We start from the raw sequence: 262 nt of genomic DNA on the forward strand, positions 1-262 counted from the left end.
AGGAAATGGAACCAAATGAAGATAACAGCAGATGAATTTGATAGGTTCATTGCAATTGCAAATCGCTCAGATTTGTCAGAGCAAGAGTATCAAGAAGCTAAGGCGTTCTTTTTAAAATGCCAAACAGTTTTCACTCCACCTCATGCTTACATTCCAAGGGTTAGTGCAGCTTTACAAGCGTTAGAACATCATCAACCAAAAACTTTACAATGGTATCAAAAGCCTTTGGGTCTAGTTCTGATTGCAGTATCAGGAGGTGTTT

At 38.5% G+C, this 262-nt stretch carries 1 protein-coding gene; it reads left to right on the forward strand.

The window, feature by feature from the left end; all coding sequences use genetic code 11:
- Positions 1-15: 15 nt before the first annotated feature.
- Positions 16-262: hypothetical protein (locus tag Q5762_RS38750; RefSeq protein ID WP_315897011.1), on the forward strand; the 247-nt coding region annotated here is incomplete at its 3' end.

Source organism: Streptomyces sp. P9(2023) (assembly GCF_032436795.1).
Classification (GTDB): Bacteria; Actinomycetota; Actinomycetes; order Streptomycetales; family Streptomycetaceae; genus Streptomyces.